23 protein-coding genes are annotated in these 24,741 nt (G+C 43.7%); 16 read left to right on the top strand and 7 right to left on the bottom strand.

The genetic code is table 11. The annotated features are described in order from the left end of the window. Nucleotides 1-7: 7 nt before the first annotated feature. From DVB69_RS07415 to DVB69_RS07400, 4 genes are read right to left on the bottom strand one after another with little or no spacing between them, the layout of a single operon-like run. Nucleotides 8-1,135, bottom strand: coding sequence for a glycosyltransferase family 2 protein (locus tag DVB69_RS07415; RefSeq protein WP_233505351.1), 1,128 nt, complete (start codon nt 1,133-1,135; stop codon nt 8-10). A 52-nt stretch (nt 1,136-1,187) separates the two neighbouring features. After that, nucleotides 1,188-2,693 (bottom strand): phytoene desaturase family protein, encoded by a 1,506-nt coding sequence (locus DVB69_RS07410; RefSeq protein ID WP_116018156.1) that lies wholly within the window; start codon nt 2,691-2,693, stop codon nt 1,188-1,190. A 31-nt stretch (nt 2,694-2,724) separates the two neighbouring features. Continuing rightward, nucleotides 2,725-3,582, bottom strand: coding sequence for a phytoene/squalene synthase family protein (locus DVB69_RS07405; RefSeq protein ID WP_116018154.1), 858 nt, complete (start codon nt 3,580-3,582; stop codon nt 2,725-2,727). A 14-nt stretch (nt 3,583-3,596) separates the two neighbouring features. After that, a complete protein-coding gene (locus DVB69_RS07400; RefSeq protein ID WP_116018152.1) occupies nt 3,597-5,117 on the bottom strand; it encodes a phytoene desaturase family protein in 1,521 nt (506 codons plus the stop codon). A gap of 232 nt (nt 5,118-5,349) precedes the next feature. Between DVB69_RS07400 and DVB69_RS07395 the strand changes: the two genes are divergently transcribed. The 6 genes from DVB69_RS07395 to DVB69_RS07370 all read left to right on the top strand — a co-directional run bounded on the left by DVB69_RS07395 (nt 5,350) and on the right by DVB69_RS07370 (nt 11,569). Beyond that, complete coding sequence (locus DVB69_RS07395; protein WP_116018150.1) at nt 5,350-6,225, top strand: MerR family transcriptional regulator; 876 nt, start codon at nt 5,350-5,352, stop codon at nt 6,223-6,225. Between the two features lie 96 nt (nt 6,226-6,321). Continuing rightward, entirely contained in the window at nt 6,322-7,017 is a 696-nt protein-coding gene (locus DVB69_RS07390; RefSeq protein WP_116018148.1) for a uracil-DNA glycosylase, read from the top strand. A gap of 18 nt (nt 7,018-7,035) precedes the next feature. Continuing rightward, on the top strand, nt 7,036-8,805 hold the full coding sequence (locus DVB69_RS07385; RefSeq protein WP_116018146.1) for an ABC transporter ATP-binding protein: 1,770 nt from the start codon (nt 7,036-7,038) through the stop codon (nt 8,803-8,805). A gap of 172 nt (nt 8,806-8,977) precedes the next feature. Continuing rightward, nucleotides 8,978-9,571: a DNA-3-methyladenine glycosylase gene (locus DVB69_RS07380; protein WP_116018144.1), complete on the top strand. Its 594-nt coding sequence runs from the start codon at nt 8,978-8,980 to the stop codon at nt 9,569-9,571. Between the two features lie 75 nt (nt 9,572-9,646). Continuing rightward, nucleotides 9,647-10,162: a type 1 glutamine amidotransferase domain-containing protein gene (locus tag DVB69_RS07375; protein WP_116018142.1), complete on the top strand. Its 516-nt coding sequence runs from the start codon at nt 9,647-9,649 to the stop codon at nt 10,160-10,162. 360 nt (nt 10,163-10,522) lie between these two features. Further along, on the top strand, nt 10,523-11,569 hold the full coding sequence (locus DVB69_RS07370; RefSeq protein ID WP_116018829.1) for a YkvI family membrane protein: 1,047 nt from the start codon (nt 10,523-10,525) through the stop codon (nt 11,567-11,569). Nucleotides 11,570-11,621: 52 nt separating this feature from the next. Here DVB69_RS07370 and hmpA read toward each other — a convergent pair whose 3' ends face one another. After that, nucleotides 11,622-12,809 carry an NO-inducible flavohemoprotein gene (hmpA, locus tag DVB69_RS07365; protein WP_116018140.1) on the bottom strand — a complete coding sequence of 396 codons (1,188 nt, stop codon included), beginning with the start codon at nt 12,807-12,809 and terminating at the stop codon, nt 11,622-11,624. A gap of 160 nt (nt 12,810-12,969) precedes the next feature. On the opposite strand from hmpA, the gene DVB69_RS07360 reads away from it, so the two are divergent. Further along, nucleotides 12,970-13,416 (top strand): Rrf2 family transcriptional regulator, encoded by a 447-nt coding sequence (locus DVB69_RS07360; protein ID WP_116018828.1) that lies wholly within the window; start codon nt 12,970-12,972, stop codon nt 13,414-13,416. A gap of 51 nt (nt 13,417-13,467) precedes the next feature. Next, the gene (locus DVB69_RS07355) at nt 13,468-14,394 is read left to right on the top strand and encodes a manganese-dependent inorganic pyrophosphatase (RefSeq protein WP_116018138.1); all 927 of its coding nucleotides are present in this window, start codon (nt 13,468-13,470) and stop codon (nt 14,392-14,394) included. Between the two features lie 266 nt (nt 14,395-14,660). On the opposite strand, the gene DVB69_RS07350 is transcribed toward DVB69_RS07355, so the two are convergent. After that, complete coding sequence (locus tag DVB69_RS07350; protein ID WP_116018136.1) at nt 14,661-16,040, bottom strand: FAD-dependent oxidoreductase; 1,380 nt, start codon at nt 16,038-16,040, stop codon at nt 14,661-14,663. Between the two features lie 219 nt (nt 16,041-16,259). Between DVB69_RS07350 and murB the strand changes: the two genes are divergently transcribed. Then, entirely contained in the window at nt 16,260-17,177 is a 918-nt protein-coding gene (gene murB / locus DVB69_RS07345; protein ID WP_116018134.1) for a UDP-N-acetylmuramate dehydrogenase, read from the top strand. 63 nt (nt 17,178-17,240) lie between these two features. Here murB and DVB69_RS07340 read toward each other — a convergent pair whose 3' ends face one another. Further along, nucleotides 17,241-17,915 (bottom strand): universal stress protein, encoded by a 675-nt coding sequence (locus DVB69_RS07340; protein WP_116018132.1) that lies wholly within the window; start codon nt 17,913-17,915, stop codon nt 17,241-17,243. Between the two features lie 355 nt (nt 17,916-18,270). On the opposite strand from DVB69_RS07340, the gene DVB69_RS07335 reads away from it, so the two are divergent. From DVB69_RS07335 to DVB69_RS07305, 7 genes are read left to right on the top strand one after another with little or no spacing between them, the layout of a single operon-like run. Next, on the top strand, nt 18,271-20,676 hold the full coding sequence (locus DVB69_RS07335) for a Na+/H+ antiporter subunit A (RefSeq protein WP_116018130.1): 2,406 nt from the start codon (nt 18,271-18,273) through the stop codon (nt 20,674-20,676). Next, nucleotides 20,663-21,088, top strand: a complete 426-nt coding sequence (locus DVB69_RS07330; protein WP_116018128.1) for a Na(+)/H(+) antiporter subunit B — start codon at nt 20,663-20,665, stop codon at nt 21,086-21,088. The genes DVB69_RS07335 and DVB69_RS07330 overlap by 14 nt, the downstream gene beginning before the upstream one ends. After that, nucleotides 21,089-21,427 (top strand): Na(+)/H(+) antiporter subunit C, encoded by a 339-nt coding sequence (locus DVB69_RS07325; RefSeq protein ID WP_116018126.1) that lies wholly within the window; start codon nt 21,089-21,091, stop codon nt 21,425-21,427. It begins immediately after the preceding gene. Continuing rightward, nucleotides 21,420-22,916, top strand: a complete 1,497-nt coding sequence (locus tag DVB69_RS07320) for a Na+/H+ antiporter subunit D (RefSeq protein WP_116018124.1) — start codon at nt 21,420-21,422, stop codon at nt 22,914-22,916. Before DVB69_RS07325 ends, DVB69_RS07320 begins: the two co-directional genes overlap by 8 nt. 23 nt (nt 22,917-22,939) lie before the next feature. Continuing rightward, nucleotides 22,940-23,422 (top strand): Na+/H+ antiporter subunit E, encoded by a 483-nt coding sequence (locus DVB69_RS07315; protein WP_116018122.1) that lies wholly within the window; start codon nt 22,940-22,942, stop codon nt 23,420-23,422. Continuing rightward, entirely contained in the window at nt 23,422-23,706 is a 285-nt protein-coding gene (locus DVB69_RS07310) for a Na(+)/H(+) antiporter subunit F1 (protein WP_116018120.1), read from the top strand. Before DVB69_RS07315 ends, DVB69_RS07310 begins: the two co-directional genes overlap by 1 nt. Then, nucleotides 23,684-24,085, top strand: a complete 402-nt coding sequence (locus tag DVB69_RS07305) for a Na+/H+ antiporter subunit G (RefSeq protein ID WP_116018118.1) — start codon at nt 23,684-23,686, stop codon at nt 24,083-24,085. Before DVB69_RS07310 ends, DVB69_RS07305 begins: the two co-directional genes overlap by 23 nt. Nucleotides 24,086-24,741 lie beyond the last annotated feature (656 nt).

The raw sequence follows: 24,741 nt of genomic DNA, 5'->3' as shown, positions 1-24,741 counted from the left end.
AGTCTGATTATACTTGTACGTCACGTCCGCGCCATTTGACCGTTTTGCGAATATGAGTTAAATAGAGGGAATACATAAAAATAACGGTGAAGAAGAGTAATAAAACAGGATATAACGGGAAAACCCACCATGAGAAATTACCGGTCCTTCGTGCCAGCCACGCCATCACTATAACATTCAGCAGATAAAGTATCCCGGAAATCCAAATCCACCCAGCAGAACCGAATAGGCTGGAAAGTGCGAGCAGAGCAGGAGTCACAAATCCGCCTGTAATCCATAGGTTAACGAGCGTCATTACGAATGGATGGGTAGATTTTGAAGCGGTCCCAAAGTTCTTTGTCCACCCTTCGAGCAACTGATGGAAGCCTTCCGGATACATGCGGAAATGTATAAGTCCGCGTCCTGCGTAGCAACGTACAGGAAGACCTTGAACTTGGAAGGCTTCACCGAGTGCTAAGTCATCCATGACTGCCCCGCGAATCCCCTCGTGACCACCAGAGACATCATAGTCAGTACGATTACACAGAATGCTTGGCCCAAATGATCCTGCACTTTTAAGCCGTTCACCCAATGGCGTGAATACATTCATGCCCGCCATGACAATAATATTGAAAATGGTTGAAGCGTTTTCGTAAACTTGTTTAATCTGATGGTACGGTTGAAGGGATAGAATGCCTGTGCCCCCCATTTTTTCATAGGCGTTCACATAACGCAGTAAGCTATACGAATCCTCGAATGCTGTATCTGCATCCATAAACAGGAGAAGCTTTCCTTTTGCTGCCTGAGCGCCTGCCCAACATGCGGCTGATTTACCGATCCAGCCATCTTCCGGTTCAGTATTTCGAATGACACGTGCATTGAACGAGCGGGCTACCTCGCTTGTCCGGTCTTCACTATCATCGTCAATTACAATCGTTTCAAACGAAACACCTTGTTGACTATATAAAGACTCTAGTAATGGAACGATCCGTTGTTCTTCATTACGGGCTGGGATTATAATGGAGACGATAGATGGATATTGCATGTTGCGAGAACCCTCAGAAGAGGGAACCGGATATCTCCAAAACATGAGCATTCCGCTTAAAAGACCGAGTACTGAAATCACTGAGGCAAGTACGAAAAGTACGACTAACACCAGAAATCCCCCTCCCTAAAGCGCACTGTTGCTATCGCTAACCTTTTTTCTATCATCTTTTCCGAGACCTGTCGCGATTCACAATTTTATGGCTCACCTGTTGTCCGCTCAGTGTTACCATTGGCATGCCCCCCCCAGGATTCACGGTACCTCCCACAAAGTAAAGGTTGTCGTATAGTTCGCTCTGTTTTTTGTGTTTAAACCCGTTGTTTTTCTTTTTATCAGAAACTGTGCCATAAATTGCTCCACGATCAGATCCATAAGTACGCTCGATATCATGCGGAGTCCATACATCACGTGTCACGATGTTTTCACGTAATCCATGTAAGCCCATCCGTTCCAACTTATTAAGAACGCGTGCTTCTAATTTTAAGTAGTCATCCTTTGTAAATGGATTGTCCTGTATATAAGGGATATGAGGTAAAATCTTTAAGTTTTCGTGACCAGGAGGCGCTTGAGATGGATCGGTTTTGTTCGTGTTGACAACGTAAAGCGTTGGATCATCCGGTAACTCATGTTTCTTGAAAACTTTATCCATTTGTTCATGCAAATTCTCCGAAAAGAAGAAGTTATGGTGATTTAAGAAGGGATACGTCTTGCTCACTCCTAGATGTACCACGAGACCAGAGCTAGATGGTTCAAACTTCTTTTCCAACTTACGAACAAATTTTTTATCTACGTCCACCATATTTTTATAAAATGGAATCACTTCCATATTCGATACATAGTAGTCGGCCGACTTCAAAGAGCCATCTTCTAGTTCAACACCAGTGATTTGCTTATCCTTACTAGTGTGTGCACGGATGACACCCATACCTGTATGTAATTGAACCCCAGCCTCAACAGCGAGTTTTGTTAATCCTTCAGCTAATTTATGCATACCGCCCGGGACGTACCAACAGCCTTGAACGTGCTGCATGTAGATCATCATATTGAGAACTGCGGGAGCCTCGTAAGGGGAAGAACCTACGTATTTGATAAAATAAGAAAGCATATCTCGTAAATGCGGGTCGCTGATTCGTTTTGAAATCGCTTCATACATTGTCGACGTAAGGTCAAATCCTTTTAAAGAAGATAGGACCCCATGATGCGCTAGCACTTCTTTTGTCGTATCAAGCCCTTCGGCGAAATAGCCATCTTCCGTCGTGTCATAGAGTCGCTTTGCGTACGTCAAAAATGAATAATACTCTTTAATATCATCACGAGTAAGTGATGGGTTTCCTCTTTCCATTAAACGGAGATCTCCATACAAATCTAAAACTGTACCGTCTGGAAAGAAAGAGCGCCACTCACGACTGAGACGAGTCATAGGGACATAATCCATCATGCGCTTTTTGCTACCACGGAATAATCTTTCGAAAATATGTGGCATCGTTAAAATGGACGGTCCGAGATCAAAGCCGAAGCCGTCCTGCTCAAGACGGTTCAGTTTTCCGCCTAAATGCGTATTTTTTTCATATAAAGAAACAGAGTATCCGTTTTGTGCGAGGGAAATAGCGGCAGATAAGCCTCCAAGGCCTCCACCGATAACGATTACGGATTTGTTAGGAGTCGTCATACGCGTATCTTCCTTCTTTCCAAGATTCTTTTCATACAATCGAATCAGCTAAAATTCGGATCATTTCCCGTTTAGTTACGAAGTTTTTCCGAGCGAAGCAATCATAGTTATTTTGCCGGACACTCGTTAAAATCCCACGATAAACCTGTGCGGAAGCGAGAACGGCAAATTGACTGTCTTTGTCAAACTCTGATATAAGCCCAAGAAACTCTTCGTATAGGTGTTCAGCACGATTGGCCAATAGCTCCCACACTTGAATGAAACTATCTGTAATCTGAGCACTCGCCAACTGGTCCGCGTGGTATCCTACTCGCTGAAGTTCATCTGCTGGAAGATAGATCCTACCTTTCTCGCGATAGTCTTCTCCTATATCTCTTAAAATATTCGTCAATTGCATAGCAACACCTAGACTGACTGCGGCATCGGTACAATCTCGAGTAGAATCTGAAGCGATGATAGGTAAGAGCATTCTACCAACTGAACCCGCTACGTAATAGCTATACGTTTCAACATCATCAAGCGTTTGAGGAGTGGAAAAAGAGATGTCCATACGTTGACCTTTGATTTGGTCATAAAATGGTTCAAGATCCATGTCATACGTGTTAAAGACAACTCGTAAAGCACGCCACAAGGGATGATCGATTTCTTGTCTTCGGGTAAAGCGGTTAAGTTCGTCTGTTAAGTTATCCAACGCTATTAATTGGGCGATCCCTTCGCGGTTTTCATCGACGCTGTCATCTGCCGTCCTGCAAAATGCATAAATTGCATAGACAGCTTGGGCTTTCTCCTCGGGAAGTCTTGAAAATGCGTAGTAAAAACTTTTCGAGTGTCGTTTAATAATCTGTTCACAATACGCAAAATCGTCTTGGACAGACAGGTGAGTAGTCATGAAAAGTCCCCCTTTCAGCGGGTGTGGAATAGGATTCCTTTGTCGTCATGCAATAGTTCTTCCGTGGCAATGCGTGCGGACAATAAGACGATTGGAACACCAGCCCCAGGGTGTGTACTGCTTCCTGTGAAGTAAAGGTTTTCACAATGAGTAGCTTTACTTTGCGGGCGCATATGATTACTTTGGGAGAGCGTCGGTTGAAGACCGAAAGTAGCACCGTTATATGCGTTAAAACGTTGTTCAAAATCAGGTGGTGTCATATACGATTCAGACACGATTTCCTGTTTAACGTTTTCAAAGCCTTTGATTTTTTCCAGTGCATCTAATATATAACCCCGATAGTGCTGGATGGTTTCATCATTCCATTCATACTGTGAACAAGATTTGTCTGACACGGGAACGAGTATGTAGAGTCCATCTTTTCCTTCAGGTGCAAGACTTGGATCGAGCTTAGAACCGATGTAGACATAGAATGAGGCAGTGTCGAGACGCTTCCCAGAAAAGATATCGCTCAAGTTACGTTCAAGCTCTTCGTTGAAGATGAAGTTATGGGCATTTGGGACTTCTTCATATTTTTTGTTCATTCCGAGATACATCAGGAAACAGGAACATGAATATTTCATATTATCAATCTTCTTATCGGTGTATTTGCCTTTTGCCTTTGGTTCTTTGACAAGATTTTTCATGGCATAAGGGAAATCCGCATTACACATCACATAGTCTGATGAGATGATTTTGCCGTTCAAACGAATACCTGACGCTTGACCGTTTTCAATCACGATCTCGTCAACGGGTGAATTATAATGGATACTGCCACCTAATTCTTTAAATAACCGCTCAAGGGATTGAGCCATAGTGTGCATCCCGCCTTCAATGAACCAGACGCCATAGAGGAACTCAATCATTGGAATCATTGTATAGAGTGATGGGCCACTGTAAGGGGAAACGCCGATGTACAACGTCTGAAAACTAATCATTTGTTTAAGCCGTTCGTTTTTAATGTATTTACTGATGAATGTATCTGCGTTATCAAAGGTCTTTAATTTAAGTCCTTGTCTCAACATTGCAGGGTTATAGAAGTCCGAAGGTTTACGGAAAGGTTTTTGAAGAAAATGTTCTTTAGCAACAAGGAAACGCTTATAGATTACTTGTAAGTATTCTAGGAAGCCTTGCGCATCCTCATCCCCGAAAGACTCTAGTGTTTTTGTCAATTCTATTAAGTCGGAGCTAATTTCATAATGGTCTTCCGGCTGATCACCGAAGAATACGCTATACATCGGATCTAGGCGCCGCATCGGTATGTAATTATCTGGATCAACACCACACACTTGAAATACTTCGCGATAGAGTTCAGGCATCATTACAATGGTTGGACCTAAGTCGAACTGATAACCGTCCTGTTGAATTCTATGCATCTTTCCTCCAGGTAAGGATTCTTTTTCGTACAGTGTGACATCGTACCCGGCATGCTGTAATCGACATGCACTCGCTAGTCCAGCTACACCAGCTCCTATGACAATAACGCTTTTTTTCAAATGGATCTCCCCAATTCTCTTTAAAATAACAAATCGTTTACTTGTATAAGGTTTTGTGATAAGATTGTACAATACATTCTAGGAATATCTTAAATTAAGTATTTTATTCCCATTATACATGATTTTAAACATTGTACACGCGTTATGTTTGTACAACGTTTGGGGATCGAAAGGATAATGTCAGAGATATAGAAAGTCCTGATGATCTCCTTAAGGAAAGAGGCACTGAACAATGAAAACAAAACAAGAACAAGGTCTTCTTGTAAAAGAAGTGTCTGAGATGACCGGTTTGTCCCGACAAGTTATTCGTAAATGGGAAGATCGATACGGAATTATATGCCCGAGACGTCACGAAAATGGCTATAGATTGTACACATTTGAAGATGTTGCCACACTAATGAAAATCTGTGGTTTAAAAGACAAAGGTCATTCATTGAAAGAAGCTCTTCTCATACTCCGCTCACAACAGACGCTGGAAGCGGTACCTAAACAGCCTCTAAGCGAATACGTAATAGAGCTTTTAGAGAAAGGGTCTAATTATGATGAATCAGGTCTATTACTACTGTTGAAGCAAGCCCATCACCGTTATGGATTGGAGAATTTTTTAAGCAATACCATTCAGCCATTGATGTTGGAAATCGGAGAACTGTGGGAAAGAGGAGAGTGGGACGAGAGCCAAGAAACCATCACTAGTCTAGTAATTCGTGATTTCTTAGTTCAGATTCGCAGAAACTTTGATCTAGCAGAAGGGGCACCAATCATACTTGGGAGCTGTTTGCCTAACGAAACACATGAAATCCCGTTGCATATCATTTTGTTGCAAGCGATGATGCACGGGTGGCAAACGATTGCAGCTGGACCTTCCCCTAAGTTGTCGTCCATTGAATACTTAGTGCAACGATTAAAACCAGATAAGCTCCTTTTATCAGCGACTACGACACTCCCATTCGAACAGGATCCCCAACTTTTCGAAAAGTTGGAGGGGATTGCAGAAAGAAATGAATCTACAGAGTTTTTTATAGGGGGACAAGGTGTCTTCAATCACGAAATCTTTCTTACACCGAAAAGAATCCGAATTGCTTACTCTATGGAGGAAGTTTTGAACTGAAACTTGAAACGTTCTCGTATTCAAACCGTATAACAAAGAGAGAATTGCTTAGGCTCCATGAACTAAGTAAATTAAGCAAAGGTCGAGGTGAAGCACATGAATGAGGTTCGTCCATTCAGAATTCCTGAGTTTGTTGCAGACATAGGGAAAAAACGGATTGAAGGGTTTCCTGTGGAAGGATTTGTGTATGGTGAAGGACCCCGTCATCCTAAATTGATGTTAATTGGCGAAGCGCCTGGAGAGACGGAAGCACAAGGTGGTATTCCGTTTACAGGAAGAGCGGGAAAAGAGCTTATGAAATCACTTGCTTCCATTGGGCTCACTAGGGAAGATGTCTATATAACAAGTGCAGTAAGAAGCCGACCATACCGCTATGGACATAGAAAAGAAAGGGACGGAACGTTGACGGAGCGTAAATACAATCGTCCTCCAACAAAGCATGAAATTCTTGCGCATGCACCTGTTCTCGATTTTGAAATTGCGAATGTTCAACCGGAACTGATCGTTACGCTTGGTAACGTGAGTTTACAGAGGTTAGTCGGCAAACATGCGAAAGTGACGGAACTTCATGGGGAACCGTTGAATCAGCCTGTGCGTTTTTTACGTGAATTGGAGGATGTAGATTACGGATGGACGGAAGAGTCGTATACAATCATCCCCACTTTTCATCCGGCGTCCATCTTTTATCGTCCCTCTCATCGTCCAGCGTTAGAATCGGATTGGCTTGAAATCGGTCGGCTGCTTCAGGAGCGAAACGAACAAAAATCCGGTGGCGAACCAACCCCACTATAATTGAAAGCGGGAATTTAAATGGGACTTAGCGTGGATACGGGTCAAGAAACGAAACAAACGAAAGGGTCGTTGAAAGAGTTTGTCAGCTTGTTAAAACAATTGGAGTGGCCGAAAGGGGTTACGGTAGCAGCCCTAGTATTAGCGCTTTTTTCAACGTTAGCAAGTCTTGCAATCCCTTTAGTGACCAAACAACTTGTCGACTCGTTGACAAGTGATTTATTCAACTGGAAAACTGCTATATTTCTATTTGCAGTATTTGTAATCCAGGCACTGCTCGGTGGAGTGTCTTACTACATGCTTGCCTATATTGGAGAAACGATTGTTGCTGACTTGAGAACGCGTCTCTGGGGTAAAGTGCTCCGTTTACCGGTTCCGTATTACGATGAAACCGAAACAGGAGAAACGATGAGTCGAATTACACAAGATACTACTATTTTGAAGCAACTGGTTGCCGACCATTTGGTATCGCTTATTACGGGTATCATTTCCATCATTGGAGCAATAGCAATTCTCTTGTACCTCGACTGGAAGATGACACTCATTATGCTTATTAGCATCCCAATCAGTATGGCGATCATCTTTCCTTTAGGGCGAGTCATGCATAAAATTGCTAAAGCAACTCAAGCTGAAATGGCAAAATTCTCAGGGCTCTTAGGTCGAGTACTTGGGGACATTCGTCTTGTGAAAGCATACCGTGCAGAACCGTATGAACAGGAAAAGGGCTCAGTTGCCATTCGTTCGTTGTTCGGTTTTGGACTTCGTGAAGCGAAAATCCAAGCCGTGATTTCGCCAGTCATGACGCTTATCATGATGGGGATTTTAGTCGCGATTCTAGGATATGGCGGTGCCCAAGTTTCTAAAGGGGCACTATCTGCTGGAACACTTGTCGCGATAATTTTTCTCATGTTCCAGATTATTGTCCCATTTGCACAGATGGCTCAAGTGTTTACAGTATTCCAAAAAGCAGTCGGAGCGACAGAGCGCATTCAACAGATCTTAGGAATGGACAGTGAACGGACTGAAGGAGTAACAGGACATTCTGAATCGGCACTTGCCTTTCAGGAGGTATCGTTCTCTTATAAAAGTGAGAAGCCCGTTTTGAAAAACGTGACGTTCCGTGCTGTACCAGGAACTGTGACAGCATTTGTAGGTCCAAGTGGTGGGGGTAAAACAACGCTGTTTTCTCTAATTGAGCGATTTTACAAACCCGTATCCGGTACGATTTTCCTTGGAGATCGACCTGTTGAAGAGATTGAGCTATCGGATTGGCGAGGAAGAATTGGGTATGTCTCGCAGGAGAGTCCTTTACTGAGTGGAACCATTGTGGACAACATCGCCTATGGATTGGCAGAGCGCCCTTCGCTTGAAAGAATTCGAAACGCTGCGTCGGCGGCTAACGCGCTTGGATTCATCGAAGAGATGGAAGATGGATTCGACACGTTAGTCGGAGAACGTGGCATGAAACTTTCGGGTGGTCAACGACAGCGGATTGCAATTGCCCGTGCATTGTTGCATAATCCGTCCATCCTTTTACTGGACGAAGCGACGTCGAACTTGGATAGTGGTTCACAAACACATGTCCAGGAAGCGCTCCAGAGACTGATGGTAGGTCGTACGACGCTGATTATTGCACACAGGTTATCGACTGTAATAGACGCGGACCAATTGATCTTTTTAGAGAAGGGTACTATTACGGGAATAGGAACGCACCAGGAGCTATTGCAATCGCATAAGATGTATGAAGAATTTGCTGCGGGTCAAGGGCTCTCGGTCAATCGCCTTGTGTAACTAGAAAGGACCTTTCGTTTTAGGAAGGTCCTTTTTCAATTGTCCCATTTGTAACCGAAGATAGATTGTAAACAATGAAAGTTGGGTAGACCTTAAAATACATAGCACAACTTCAACCGGCAGATTATTTCTTTGGGAATTCGGAACTGTTGAAAAAAAGGAGGAATGCACTATTTATCAGCCAGTTGAGAAAAGCTTCTTTGATAAACCGGTACTGGAACTTGCCCAAGACTTGATCGGTCAGCTCATTATCCATGAACTCCCTACAGGACCTGTCATCGCAAGGATTGTAGAAACAGAGGCCTATCACGGAGCAGAGGATCAGGCTGCACATAGCTTTAAAAATCGTAGAACAAAAAGAACGGAAGTGATGTTTGGAGAAGCGGGCAGTGTGTATACTTATCAAATGCACACGCACACGTTGATGAATGTTGTCAGTGGACCTGTTGGAACTCCACACGCAATTCTGATCCGTGCAGGAGAACCCGTGGAAGGATTGGAATTCATGCGCCAACGTAGGGGAGAAAATCTCGCTATGAAAAACTGGACGAATGGACCAGGGAAACTGACAAAAGCGCTCGGAATTACAATGGATTACTATGGTCATCATTGGACGGATCGTCCGTTGTTCATTGCAAAATCGGATGCGGTAGGTGAAGTTGTCACTAGTCCTCGCATCGGCATTTCAAATGCAGGTGAAGCAGTGCACTATCCATGGCGCTTTTATGAAAAAGACAATGCATTTGTTTCTAAATTCAGGCCATAGGTTTAGTTTTGGAAGATACGTGGAAAATAATGAAAGTGAGACAAAATTAATTAATTAAAAGGAGTGCATGTGAAAATGGCTAAGATTGCAACTGTACTTACTAATATGTTTGAGGACTCAGAGTACGCAGATCCAGCGAAGGCTTTCCAAGATGCGGGTCATGAAGTAGTGACCATTGAAAACGAAGCAGGCACTATCGTTAAAGGTATGAAAAAAGGTACGCCCGTTAGGATTGACAAAGGAATTAACGAAGTGAAGCCGGAAGATTTCGATGCATTGTTCATCCCTGGAGGTTTTTCTCCAGATCAGCTCCGTGCAGATGATCGTTTCGTCAACTTCGCCAAAGCGTTCATGGATGCGGATAAGCCTGTATTTGCAATTTGTCACGGACCACAGCTGCTGATTACTGCAAAAGCATTGGAAGGTCGTGACGCTACAGGGTATAAGTCGATTCGCGTTGACATGGAGTATGCGGGTACTAAATTCCATGACAAGGAAGTCGTTGTTTGTCATAACCAACTTGTTACAAGTCGTCAGCCTGAAGATATCCCTGCGTTTAACCGAGAAGCCCTTAAGTTACTAGAAGTATAATTAGGGAAAATAGACGTAGTTCTGAGTCGACCCCTTTGTGGGTCTTCTTTTTGGTGAGTTGAAAACGCTTTAAAGGAGTGGTAAATTAAACAAAGCAACATACATAGCCAGAATAGCCTGGAAAGTGGCAAGATTGGAAGTGAATTTTTGGGGAGCATGGTTGCGGGTGCTCGTTTTCGTCTTCGTTCTGTTTTCGTTTATGCGTTACTTGGTTATACGAAATGCAATTGACAATTCAGCTAGACTGAAAAGATTGGAAGGACTGCTCTCAGAGAATTCAGAAAATTTAAAGAGAAAGCAATAAATCGTTTGCACCAATGTGGTCACGAATTAGGGGGAAAATGCTTGAAAGTTTTAAAGATGGGTAGCGCTTTTATTGGGATTATTGTCGGAGCTGGATTTGCTTCGGGGAAAGAAATTGTTCAATACTTTACAAGCTTCGGGTTACTCGGCATTATTGGAGCCATCATTTCTACGGTCTTGTTTGCATACTTCGGAATGCTCCTTACGCGGATAGGAAGTCGGATGCAAACGACCTCGCATAAAGAAGCTGTCTATACAATAAGCGGGAAATACCTCGGTATAATAGTCGATGGAGTTATTGTCATCACGTTATTTTCTGTAGGCGTCGTCATGATTGCAGGCGCGGGTTCAAACTTGAATCAGCAATTTGGACTTCCTCCCTACATAGGAAGTTTGCTCATGATTATCTTGGTGTTTTTAACGTTATTATTAAATGTAGACCGTGTCGTGGCTGTTATCGGTAGTATCACCCCGTTCCTTATACTCGCGGTCATCATCGTTTCAGTCTATTGTCTGACCAATATGTCGGATTCGTTCTCAAGCCTGAACAGTGTGGCAACATCCATTCAAACACCTTTGCCGAATTGGTGGTTCTCAGCGATTAACTATGTTTCCTTCAATATTGCAGTGGGTGCTTCCATGGCGCTCGTAATGGGTGGAGCTGAAAAAGATGAAAAAGCAGCAACTCTCGGTGGACTCGTTGGTGGGCTTGGGCTAGGTATTATGATTCTATTAAGTAACTTAGCAATCTTCTCGAAAATTGATATAGTAAAAGATGCTGATTTACCAATGCTTGCTATTATTAATGACATTTCACCAATCTTGGGCGTTCTGATGGCGGTTGTCTTGTATGGCATGATTTTCAATACGGCAGTCAGTATGTTTTATTCCTTTGGTGCACGATTTACAAAAAGGGGAACACCCCGATTTCGTTCGTTTGTAATCCTTGTCCTCATTATCGGGTTTGGGTTAAGTTTCTTTGGCTTCTCAGCATTATTGGACATCTTGTATCCGTACATCGGTTGTATTGGATTGTTCCTCATGTTGACGCTGTTAATCGCATCGTTCAGAATGCCTAAGAAAGCATTACGAAGTTCAAAATAGAAACAAAAAACAAGCCGTCATCGCAATAACGATGACGGCTTGTTTTAAATTATTAAGCGTTTGCGAGTTCAAGTTGTACTGCAGGACCGAAGAATTCAAAGTGAACTTTTTCTTTGTCGATGCCCATTGCATACAATTCATTAATCACTGCTTGCATGAATGGAGTCGGACCACATACGTAAACGTCGCTTCCTTCTTTAACGTTTTTCTCAAGGAATTCACGGTTGATGAATCCGTCACCTTCTTCAGAGTAAAGCGCTGCATAGCTCGAAGTTGCAAGGGATTCATCCATTTCACGAACGACTTTGTCAAAAGCTTGGTGACTACGAGTCCGAGCAGAGTGTAGGAATGCTACAGGTCGTTCAGGTGTTGTTGTAGCTATTGTTTCGTACATTGCCATCATTGGAGTCACTCCGACACCACCACTGATTAGTGTGACAGGTGTAGTGTTCGCTACGTCTAGGTAGAAGTCTCCTGCTGGAGCGCTAAGTTCTACGATATCTCCAACGTTCAACTGATCATGAAGGAAGACAGATGCTTTTCCATTTGGATTGTTTTCTCCTTCGCGTTTTACAGAGATACGGAATGATTCGCCGTTCGGTGCTTGGGAAAGGCTATATTGACGAATCAACGTATTTTTCTCCCCAGGGATTTCAAGTTTGATACTGATGAATTGTCCTGGTTTGTACGATGGTACATTCCCACCATCAACAGGTTTAAAGTAGAAAGAAGTAATAACATCGCTCTCTTTGATTTTATCAGCAAGGACAAAACCTTTGAACAATTTCCAGCCGCCTTCTTCAGCCTCCATCTCGTCATACATGGATTTTTCTACGCCGATGAATGCATCAGCAATTATTCCATATGCTTCTTCCCATGCTCCTAAGATTTCAGGAGTTGCTGCATCGCCAAGAACTTCTTTAATAGCACCAAGAAGGTACTTTCCAACGATTGGATATTGTTCTGGTACGATGCCAAGTGAAACGTGTTTGTTTGCGATTTGGACAACCGCTGGAATAATTGCTCCCAAGTTGTCGATATGTTTTGCTGCTGCGAGTACAGTATTTGAAAGTGCAGTTTGTTGCCGTCCTTGTGCTTGGTTAACGTGGTTGAACACGTTCAATAGCTCAGGATGCGCCTCGAACATATTTTTGTAGAACACAGTTGTAATTGTTTTGCCATGTTGTTCGAGAACAGGTACAGTGGATTTAATAATATCAATTTTTTCTTGGGATAACATAATTGACACGACCTCTCGTAGTTGATGAATTTATCATAATCCTAATGAATTAAAAAAGCTATATAAAAAATACATCTTTAAAGACAGTTCGAATTTTAGTCACATTTCATTCAAGGATTAGACAAAAATATAGGACCTCATAGAAGGAATGGTGAACGGGATGCGGTTAACGCTCTATACAGACTACTCGTTGCGTGTTTTGATTTTTTTGGCTGCTAAGCCTGAAGGTGAATTATCGACGATAGCAGAAATATCCGAGGCATTCAGGATTTCAAAAAATCATTTGACAAAAGTCGTGCATGAGCTCGGTAAGTCGGGCTTTATTGAAACTGTTCGCGGCAGGGGAGGCGGAATCCGTTTGAAAGTCCTGCCGAAGCATATTAATGTGGGACACGTTGTTAGGAAAACAGAAGACGACTTTCAATTGGTTGAATGTTTTAACCGAGAATCCAATATGTGTGTACTCGCACCCGCTTGTCGCTTAAAGGGCGTATTGCAGGAAGCCTTGCAAGCGTATCTTGCAGTGTTAGACCGGTATACGATTGAAGACTTTGTACAAAATAAAGATGAAATTGGATTGCTTCTGTTTCCGCCACCCTTGCCGTGATGGTAAGATAAGAAAGATGCATTAGGTATAGATATTAGGAGGAATTCACTTATGAACAAAGTACTTGTATTCGGCCACAAAAATCCTGACACGGATTCAATCGCTTCTGCGATCACATACGCTTATTTGAAACAACAAATTGGAGTGGATGCAGAAGCCGTAAGACTTGGCAGTATTTCTGAAGAGACTGCGTTTGCATTGGAAACGTTCGGTTTTGAATCACCGAGACAAATCGACCGAGCAGCGTCTGAATCATCAAAAGTGATTTTAGTCGATCATAACGAAAAGCAACAAAGTGTTGATGACATTGAGGATGTGCAAGTGCTCGAAGTTATTGACCACCACCGGATTGCCAATTTCCAAACAAGCGAACCTCTTTACTATCGTGCCGAACCAGTTGGTTGTACGGCGACAATTTTAAATAAGTTGTTCAAAGAACACGGTGTAACTATTCCGAAAAATATTGCAGGACTTATGTTGTCGGCAATTATTTCGGATTCGTTGTTGTTTAAATCCCCTACATTTACTGAAGAAGATCGGAAAGCAGCTGACGAACTTACAGAAATCGCAGGCGTGGACGCAAATGTTTACGGATTGGACATGCTTAAGGCGGGTGCAAATCTCAGCGACAAAACATTGGAAGAACTCATTTCACTTGACGCAAAAACGTTTGAGGTCAATGACGTGACGATGGAAATTGCGCAAGTAAATGCAGTGGATCTGAATGACGTCTTGAATCGTAAGGATGAGCTGACTGAGCTGTTGACGAAAGTAGTATCTGTGAAGAAGCTTGATTTATTCTTGTTTGTCATTACGGATATTATTAACAATGATTCGATTGCCATTGCAATTGGTGAAAAAGCATTCTCTGCTATGGCTGCGTTTAAAGTAGTACCAGCGAATGATATGGCCATTTTGAACGGAATCGTATCACGGAAGAAACAAATCGTTCCAGTTTTGACTGAAGCATTTAAGTGAGAATAACGAAAAGCTGCCGTATGAGTGATATGTTCACTCTTTCGGCAGCTTTTTTAATTTCATATTGGTCAGAGTTGACGTTTACTTCCGTGGATACGTTCAGGTAGCCTAAGTCTAGTCATCAGATAAGTGGGTTATGCGATAAAATCCATTGAATTGTATGAGAGTGGTGATTCCCTCTTTGAAAGTCCCGATTTCGAATTCCATATTGCCGATACGACTATCCAAATTACCGGTACCACCAGGGCAGTACCAAAAAATCCAAGTCACTCCTTCAAATTGAGTGGGCGTGTGGCCGGACCTTCCAGTACAGAACCATCCTTTCTGAAACGGGACCCATGGCAGGGGCAATCCCAGGTTTCATCACCTGTGTTCCAACGGGTACGGCATCCCATATGCGTACAAATGGGTGCGTTGGTACGAGTCAAGTGACCGCCGGTAAATTCCTTCAATACAAACCCTGTCGTTTTCAAAGCCTGAAGTAAAAGTGTCCCGAAGCCAGTTCGATCAGGTGCATATAGCGAGATGGCAGGGTTCGGTTGACCTGTAATCTGATCAGTGACGATTTGTGCGGCTGCAAGGGAATTTGTCATTCCCCATTTACGAAAGCCTGTACAAATATGAACATAGGGCATCGCAGCTGAAATCGGACCTGCGTAGGGGATTAAATCTGGAGTGGACGGATCTTGCGCAGACCAGCTATGGATCGGTTCGCCTAGATGATAGATAGATTGTAGCTCTTCCGCAAGGCGGTTGTAATGGATATCGGTTTCGCTTGTGACACCTGCTTTATGATCTTCACCCGCTAGTAAAAAATGGGGACGACCGTCAATGAATACTGTCCGGATCGAACGTTTTGGTTCATCCACGGATAAGTACTGGCTTTGCAATGGCATATCAGCAGGTGCAGAAACCAAATAGGAACGTTTTACTTCCAGCTTCATAATGTTCATGCCGCGCAGTGCTTCAATTGGATAATGTGTACACAACAGGAGTTCATCAAAGTTAATGACGATGCCGGATGCGAGTTGGAGAGACTTTTCTTTTAAGTCCATAGACCGGACGTCCGATTTCTCGCACAGCTGCGCTCCTTCAGAAACAGCGAGCTTTGCAATATGCTGACCAAATCGGACCGGATGCAGCTGTGCTTGATCCGTTAGTGTAAGTGTTTCTTTAACGGAGAGTGGTAATTCACAATTCAACCGCCGATCAAATGGGATTCCCAGTGTTTGATAGGCATCCGCTTCTTTCCTTAAAGAGGTCACTCCATTGTCAGTAGATGCAAATAATACAGAATTCGTTGAGCGCAGTTCATCACCTTCAGCAATGGATTGGGCGAACCGAATCGCATCATCGTTCGTCTTATAGTAGAGTTTTGCGGATTCTGCGCCGAATGTCTTTAATATGTCTGCATAGACTAAATCATGTTGCGTCGTTAGTTTACCGGTCGTATTTCCGGAAGCACCTTCAAGAATTCGATCCTTTTCAAGCAATAACACTTTTTTACCGGCTTTTGCTAACAAATATGCTGCGGTGAGGCCGCATAATCCACCTCCTATAATACAAACATCGCATGTTGTATCTGAAGAGGGTGGGAGATACGTATCCCGTGGATAGGCAGTTTCAAGCCAAAGTGAGTTTAGCATAGTGGTATCCCTCCGTGTTCTTTAAGTTCACTTAAGTCCATCTTCGCCAGAAATCATTGGATTTAACGAATGTCTCCAAAAATCCACGGATTCTCACTAATTGTTAATGTAAAGCGAGTACAATGAACCTATATGGAAAACATGTCCGTACCTCTTGTCAAATCACTAGATTCACACCATACTGTTATAAGGTACGTACATTGGAAAGGGTTGGGGAGAATGGCTAAGCAACAATGGCTTACTGATTTACAAACAACGATTACTAAAGGGCAGCTTTTGCTGGATGAATCCCTCTCAAATTATACAAAGACAGAACTAGGCGGACTTGCTGATTTACTGGTGATCCCTGAAACTGTTGAAGAAATGCAAGCAACTGTCCGTTACGCATATGAACAAGATATCCCGATATTGCTACTTGGAAATGGATCTAACATGGTCGTTCGCGACGGAGGAGTTCGTGGCATCGTGTTGCATCCTGTGAAGTTAGATGTGATTACTGTGAACGGAACGCATGTCCACGCTGAAGCCGGTGCGTATATTATTGATGTTTCAAAAGCCGCTGCAGCCGCTGGATTGACTGGAATTGAATTCGCTTGTGGAATTCCAGGTTCTGTCGGAGGTGCTATGGCAATGAACGCCGGAGCATATGGCGGGGAGATAAAAGACATCATCGTGAAGTCCACCCTTATGAATCGTAAAGGGGAAATCTTTGTGTTATCGAAAGAGGAACTGGAACTCGGTTATCGGAAAAGTATTATCGCCGACGAAGGGTATTTCGTTGTGTCTTCAGACTTCGATCTCCAGGTTGGTAACCAAGAGACAATTGATGCGAAAGTGGCAGAATTGACTTTTTTGCGTGAGTCGAAGCAACCGCTTGAGTATCCATCAGCAGGTAGTGTATTTAAACGACCACCCGGGTTTTTCGCGGGTAAACTGATCCAGGATAGCGGACTTCAAGGAAAAGGAATCGGTGGAGCAGAGGTCTCAACCAAACACGCGGGGTTCATCATCAACAAAAATCACGCAACTGCAACTGACTACATTCGTACAATTGAAATGGTTCAAGCAGAAGTGAAAAAGCGTTTCGGTGTAGATCTCGAACGCGAAGTGAAAATTGTAGGAGAGCCTGCTGAGTAAGTTTACTATAGCGACAAAACAAAAAGCAGGGAGCGCCGCGGCACTCTCTGCTTTTACCTATGGTTATACATCAATTTTACAACTGACTAAAGATGGATCTTCTACACGATCATCTGTAATTCTCACTTGACACATCTTTCCATCATGCATGAATTTAAAGATGCCATTATTGAAATCTGTTCCGGTCTCTTTAAAGAAGATCCCTTCAAACCGGGCATCTTTTGTATAGTTGAACGTAATGCGGAACCCGTCCCCATCATCCGTCAGATACGCCCGCAATCCTTTTTCGAACAACCCTTCGACATCATGCTTAATGGAACGTGCGACAGATACGACGTGGAAATCGACGAACGTAATTTCACGCAACAATACGTTCATGAACGAGCCCTTCGTGATTTCTTCCCATCGGCTTTGCGCCGTTTGTCCGATGATGATTTGAGTGACATTCCGATCATGTGCCACTTGTTTGATCACTTTTGCGGTGGGTCTACTTTCGTTATCCCGTATGATGAATTCATCTGCTTCCAATTGATCCGCAAGTTCACGCCATCTGTCAATGTAATCCGATTTAGCTGCATCCATATCATCTAACGGCCGTGGATCGACTGTTAAAATGTAAAGAGGGCAATCCATCGCGCTAGCCATCTGATGACCGCGACGAATGAGCCGCTCTCCGTTAGGTCCGTAATACACACAGACGAGGATGCTTTCATCCATGCGTCCTTTCACTTTCCCCATGTAGTCCTCCACCTCCATAGAATCTGAATACTAGGCAATCTCACACTCGTGCGCACCGCTTCAAGTGCGATTGATGTAAATGTTGTGTATACTTTAGGTTGAAACCAAAAACACAAACGCCATCGCTTGCACGTTCATCCTGAAACTAAAGAATAGTTTCAGGCTTGTTCACTGTACTCACATGGCACTCATTATCGCCGGCTTTTCCATCCGCGTCAAGCCGTCTCAGAAACTTTTCTGCGGATTTTGAAAACCCCGTACAAGTATTGCTGCGACTTTCCAAGCTTTCACCGTCCGTTAGAAGACTCTGATGATAGGACCCGTGTTTTCTTTTTTTTAGGGGGGGTACAACGAATTGATCATTCCGATACTTATATTGGTGCCGTTTCTGGCATCGCTTTTTGTTCCGTTTCTTTATACATATGTACGCAGTAAGAAAATCGGTTGGATGGTATTGCCAGTTCCATTGATTTTGTTTGTTATTCTTAGTCTTCAGGTACCAAAACTAGCTTCAGGCGAGAACCTATTCCACACCATCCGGTGGCTAAATGCCGCCGATATCCACTTCACCACTCATTTAGACGGTCTCAGTATGATTTTGGGATTGCTCATCACAGGCATGGGGACGCTCGTCGTTATGTACTCCATTTATTATCTATCTGAACGAGAAGCACTTGGTCGTTTTTATATGTATTTGTTGCTGTTTATGGGTTCCATGCTGGGGGTCGTCTTTTCAGATAACGTGCTGGTACTCTACGTATTTTGGGAGTTGACGAGTGTGTCGTCATTCCTGCTCATCGCTTTTTGGCATCAGCGGAAAAATTCTCGAGCCGGTGCGAAAAAGGCAATGCTCATCACAGTGACTGGCGGAATCGGCATGCTTATCGGATTCCTGATGATGCACCAAATGACGGGGACTTATAGTATTCAAGAGATGATTGGCATGGCGGAAACGTTACCGACAAATGATCTTTTCATCCCAGCGATGCTTCTCATTCTACTTGGAGCTTTTACGAAATCCGCACAATTTCCTTTCCATATTTGGCTTCCAGATGCGATGGAAGCCCCGACCCCAGTCAGTGCATATTTACACTCAGCAACGATGGTCAAGGCGGGGATTTACCTGGTCGCCCGCTTCATCCCGGTATTCGGTGAAAGTGAACTATGGTTCTATTCGGTGACGTTCATCGGGCTGTTGACCTTGTTGTGGGGCTCGTTCAATGCCGTCCGACAAAACGACTTGAAGGCGCTTCTTGCCTATTCTACGATTAGTCAACTTGGGTTGATTATGAGTTTACTAGGGATCGGTTCAGCCGCCATGCTGGACATACCAGGGGTGGACAAAACGATCTATACAGCTGCAGCGTTTGCAGGACTATTCCATTTGATAAACCACTCTACATTCAAAGGCGCGTTATTCATGATTATCGGAATCGTTGACCATGAACTTGGGACGCGTGATATTCGGAAACTCGGTGGGTTGGCTGTGTTTATGCCTATAACATTCAGCATTGCGCTTGCAGGTAGTTTTTCAATGGCTGGATTACCTCCTTTTAATGGATTTTTAAGTAAGGAACTGTTTTTAGAAGCGAGTCTCGCTGTGCGCCACTTGGGGTTGCCAGGTGTCCACACATGGATTCCGATTGTCGCATGGGTAGCGAGTGTCTTTACTTTCGTATACTGCATGATTATCGTTTTTCAAACGTTTTTCGGTCGCCAGCAGCAACAGCCCGCATGGGTGGACCGAGGCGCGCATGATCCGCGACCTGGGATGCTCGTTGCGCCGTCCATTTTAGGGGCTTTGATTGTAGGGTTGTTCTTCTTCCCGAATCTGCTAGGGAAATGGATACTCAAACCGGCCATGGCTGCGGTCTATCCGTCATTTGGGAATCCGGAATCGCTTGTTGTGCACATTGCTGCGTGGCATGGACTGAATCCGGCACTCTGGATGACGATTGGAATTATCTTCGTTGGAACCATTCTGTATATCTTCTTGCGCCAGTGGAGACGTATCTATACAGTCTCCCCGTTCAGTTGGAAGATTGATAACATCTATACGTTGTTACTTATTCAGCTCGAGGGAAACTCCTATCACCTAACAAATAAGTACATGACAGGACATTTGCATCGCTATTTCACGTACATTCTGCTGTTTTTCATTGCCATGATGGGAACGGCATTGACATTTGTTTGGCGACTTACTTTTAACTTTTCGGAAGATGCGGTTGTAACTATTAATGAGTACATTCTTGTCATGGTCATGATGGCTGCAGCGGTTGCCATTCTTTTCGTGAATTCTCGGTTGATTGCGATTCTATTAAATGGTGTCCTTGGATTTACAGTTGCTTTTCTGTTCGTCGTTTTGCGAGCACCTGACTTGGCACTCACGCAAATCGTTGTGGAAACGGTAACTACTGTGTTGTTCTTACTGACATTCCGCTTCATGCCAGATTGGAAGAAAGAGCGTCCACGTCGTCCGGTGAAAGTATTGAATGCGTTCATCGCAGTTGCAACAGGTCTGATCGTCATGATCACAGCGCTCATCGTACAAGGAAACCGCCTATTCGATCCGATCTCCAAATACTTTGAAGACGCGAAGACGCTTACGGGTGGAGGCAATATCGTTAACGCGATTTTAGGGGACTTCCGTGCGTTTGATACGATGCTCGAAATCGTGGTTCTTCTGATCGGTGGCCTCGGTGTGTATGTGTTGATCAAGTTGAAAGACAAAAAAGGTGGTGACGGCAATGAAAATCAATGACGTCATCTTGCGCACTGTCACGAAAATTATCGTGTTCATCATATTAACGTTCGGTGTCGAGCTCTTCATCTCTGGACATAACGATCCGGGTGGTGGGTTCTCTGGAGGACTCGTCCTCGCTTCAGCGTTGTTGTTGCTGTACATGACATATGATATTGAAACAGTACACAAAGGAATTCCGTTCGATTTCAAGAAAATTGCTGGGCTCGGCGTATTTCTGGCAGTGGCTAGTAGTGCAGTTCCCATGCTGTTTAGCAATCAATTCCTGACGCAAGAAAAAGGGGACTTTGCATTACCCGTTTTCGGGTTGACGGAACTCTCGATGGTGTTGGTGTTTGAAGCAGGTGTTGCGTTAACCGTTGTGGGCGTTGTCGTGACGATTCTGTTGACGATCAGTGAGGATGTGAGTTGAATGGAGACCTTAATTACATTACTGGTAGGCGTTCTCGTCATGGTGGCGGTCTATTTACTGCTGTCTCGCAATTTTGTGAGGATCATTTTAGGGACTGCCATCCTTTCTCACGCCATACACTTACTGATTCTTACGATGGGCGGTTTAAAAAAGGGAGGCGCTCCATTGCTGACAGAAGAAGGTTCAACGTATTCGGATGCACTTCCACAGGCGCTCATCCTTACCGCAATCGTCATCAGCTTTGCTGTCACTGCTTTTCTCTTAGTGCTCGCATACCGGATCTACAGAGAAACGGGTGCTGACAATTTGGATGACGTAAGGAGAGAATCCGATGACTAATGCACTCGTTCTGCCCGTCCTTATTCCTCTACTCACTGCAATCGTGCTGACATTCTTCCGCAATTCGTTCGTTTTGCAACGTATACTGAGCTTTTTAGCGACTGCAAGCTCTGCAGGAGTCGGTGTGTACTTGTTACTACGGATTCAATCTGAAGGAATTTTACGACTGGATTTTGGAGGATGGCAGCCACCATATGGCATTCTATTTGTGGGAGACTCGTTCGCATTGTTGCTAGTTACAGCTGCTGCGACCGTTACAAGTATTATTCTGCTTTACGCATTTTCAACAATTGGAGAATCGTTCGAGAAGATGTATGTCTATCCTTTTATGCTGTTCTTGCTAGCTGGCGTTAACGGTTCATTTTTAACAGGAGATGTCTTCAACTTATTCGTCTGTTTTGAAGTGATGCTACTTGCTTCGTATGCACTCCTCATACTAGGAGGACGCAAAGTCCAGCTCGTTGAAGCATTTACGTATATTACAATTAATGTACTAGCCTCATGGTTTTTCCTACTCGCAATTGCGTATTTGTATGGCGCAACAGGTACGCTTAACATGGCGCAATTAGCGGTACGTGTTACTGAAAATGGTCAAGGCCCTGTGTTGACGATTATTAGCTTAATCTTTTTACTCGTCTTCAGTTTGAAAGCCGGATTGTTGCTGTATTTCTGGCTGCCCGGATCCTATAGCGCGCCTCCTGCAGCAATCGCGGCGTTGTTCGGCGCATTGCTTACCAAAGTGGGGATTTATGCACTAATTCGTATGTTCACACTTGTGTTCCATCATTCTCCAGAAATTACGCAGTCGATTATTGGGATCATGGCTGCATTGACATTAATTGGCGGGAGTATTGGAGCGCTTTCATCGAGAGATATCCGACAAATCATATCTTACAACGTAGTGATTGCGGTGGGGTTCATCCTCGTTGGATTTGCAGCAGGAAATGAAGTTGCGCTGCAAGGTTCGATCTATTACGTATTACATGACATGGTCGTAAAAGCGATGCTATTTTTAGCAGGGGGTTTGATGATTTCGTTGACAGGTAAGGCGAAAATCGGAGAGATCAGTGGGTTGCTACGGAATTATCCTACGCTCGGATGGTTGTTTTTCATCGCAATGCTATCGCTTACTGGGATTCCTCCGTTCAGCGGATTCATCGGAAAAGTGTTGCTTGGTGAAGGTCTGATTGAGGCGGAAACGTATGTGTTGCTGACCTTAGCATTTGTATCGAGTTTGTTCGTGTTGTATTCGTTATTGCGCATCTTCCTCAACTGTTTCATGGGGGAAGCAATCATCAGTAGTGAAGAGCAAGTCGTGTTGAAAAAACGCACGCTGCTACCGATTGTGTTACTTGGCGTCTTGACGCTGGCAATCGGAATCGGTGCAGATGTGCTTGCACCCTTCGTGAATGACGCGGCGTCGACGTTGATCGACCCACAAACATATATTGAAGCAGTATTGGACAAAGAAGCGTTGCTGAAACGATAGCTCAGAGGAAAGGGGACGGGAGAATGCCGGGTCAACTGTTATTGAACTTGTTCATTGCATTTCTATGGATGCTGCTCATCGATGAAGACGAATTGCGTTTTTCCACGTTCTACGCAGGCTTCCTCGTAGGAATAGGAATCCTATTCTTCATGCACCGTTTCTTCGGCACACGCTTCTACTTAAGGCGCGTCTACGCGGTCGTAAGATTACTGTTCATATTCGTCTGGGAATTGATCCAATCGAGTGCAGTCGTCTTGAAGCAGATTTTAAGTCCACGTTTGAAGATTGAACCAGGAATCTTCAAGTATGAAACCATATTGCGTAGTGATGTGGAAATTACGATGCTCTCGATGTTGCTGACATTAACTCCAGGGTCTGTTGTAATGGAAGTAACGCCGGAAAGTGATGCCCTCTACATCCATGCGATGGACGTCCAAGAATCCCGTGATGGGTTGATCAAACAATTAAAGAACTTTGAAAAAGCGATTATGGAGGTGACCCGATAATGATTCAAACTATGCTTGCAATATCTGTTGTACTGTTCGCAATTACGATAGCGATAGCTGTCATCAGACTCATAATCGGCCCCTCCATGCCGGATCGAGTCATTGCAATGGATGTCATCGGTGTCAACTTGCTCGCAACAATCGGAGTTGTATCGATCATTTACGGAACGAAAGCGTATTTGGAAGTCATTCTGATCCTTGGGATTCTATCGTTCATCAGCACAATAGCCTTTTCAAAATATATCGAGAGGGGGGTTATCGTTGAACGAAAACGAGATCGGTGAATTCATTGCCGCCCTGCTCATCCTCTCCGGAAGTATTTTTAGTGTCATTAGTGTGTTCGGAATCATCCGCTTGCCCGATGTGTATACACGCTCCCATGCAGCAACGAAAAGCTCCACGTTGTCAGTCTTGTTGACGCTAATCGGCGTGTTCCTATACTTTTTGTTCCATGACCATTTCGTTAGTGTCCGCGTATTGCTCGGTATCGTTTTCGTATTCCTTACAGCACCAGTGGCAGGTCATCTAATCATACGTGCCGCCTACCGCTCGAAAGTGGGACTCGCAGATATTTCAGTGGAAGATGAACTGTATGAAGTCATCCATGGCAATCAAGATACAAAGATTGAGGAGAAGGCCAAGAATGAGGCTGAGCACTCATAAACCTGTGTGGATGTTAGTGGAAGCTGGAAGCTGGAAGTGCTAGAGAAGTGGTCATAAAAGTGGAGAAGTGCTCATAAAACTAGGGAAGTGCTCATAAAGTTAGAATAGTGATCATAAAAGGTGGAAAGTGCTCATAAAGCTAGAGAAGTGATCATAAAAGGTGGAAAGTGATCATAAAACTAGAAAAGTGCTCATAAAGCTGGGAAAGTGCTCATAAAGCTAGAGAAGTGATCATAAAAGGTGGAAAGTGATCATAAAGCTAGAGAAGTGATCATAAAAGGTGGGAAGTGCTCATAAAGCTAGAAAAGTGATCATAAAAGCTGGGAAGTGCTCATAAAGCTAGAGAAGTGATCATAAAAGGTGGAAAGTGCTCATAAAGCTAGAGAAGTGATCATAAAAGCTGGAAAGTGCTCATAAAGCTAGAGAAGTGATCATAAAGCTGGGAAAGTGCTCATAAAGTTAGAAAAGTGATCATAAAAGCTGGAAAGTGATCATAAAAGCTGGAAAGTGATCATAAAGCTAGAAAAGTGATCATAATCCCCATCAGTTTACTCACACAGGACACGCAATCCCTTTCATTTTGAAAGGGATTTTATAGTGTGGCAACGAATATAGATAAGTACTGTGAAAATTAGGAATGGGGGAGAGATCCGTGG

The sequence above is a fragment of the Sporosarcina sp. BI001-red genome, assembly GCF_003384035.1.
GTDB lineage: Bacteria > Bacillota > Bacilli > Bacillales_A > Planococcaceae > Sporosarcina.
Note: the sequence above shows the minus strand (reverse complement) of the source record. Positions and strands in the feature narration are given on the sequence as shown.